Source organism: Acinetobacter sp. NIOH-H-8, from assembly GCF_046635365.1.
In the GTDB taxonomy this organism is placed as follows: Bacteria; Pseudomonadota; Gammaproteobacteria; order Pseudomonadales; family Moraxellaceae; genus Acinetobacter.
The window spans coordinates 1-399 of record NZ_JBHDVN010000320.1 but is presented as its reverse complement, the minus strand read 5'-3'; the positions used below and the strand labels follow the sequence as shown (position 1 = coordinate 399).

Below are 399 nucleotides of genomic sequence, written 5' to 3'. Positions count from 1 at the left end.
CGTTTATGCTGCACACATTACATCGTTCACCCTGGCTGACGGATTTTGCTGCGCTGCTGCGTCTGCTCAGTGAGGGCGACGAACTGCTATTATTGCAAGATGGTGTAACTGCCGCAGTTGACGGTAACCGCTACCTTGAAAGTCTGCGTAATGCCCCCATTAAGGTCTATGCTCTGAACGAAGACCTTATTGCCCGCGGTTTGACTGGTCGAATTTCGAACGACATCATTCCCATTGACTATACTGATTTCGTCAGACTTACGGTTAAGCACTCCAGCCAGATGGCCTGGTGATGGCGGGATCGTTGTATATTCTTGACACCTTTTCGGCATCGCCCTAAAATTCGGCGTCCTCATATTGTGTGAGGACGTTTTATTACGTGTTTACGAAGCAAAAGCT

The 399-nt window shown here is 48.6% G+C and carries 1 protein-coding gene; it reads left to right on the top strand.

From position 1 onward, the window contains the following. Nucleotides 1–293, top strand: a 293-nt coding sequence (tusB, locus tag ACEWB7_RS18445) for a sulfurtransferase complex subunit TusB (RefSeq protein ID WP_411581155.1), incomplete at its 5' end; no start/stop codon positions are given. Between the last annotated feature and the right edge of the window lie 106 nt (nucleotides 294–399).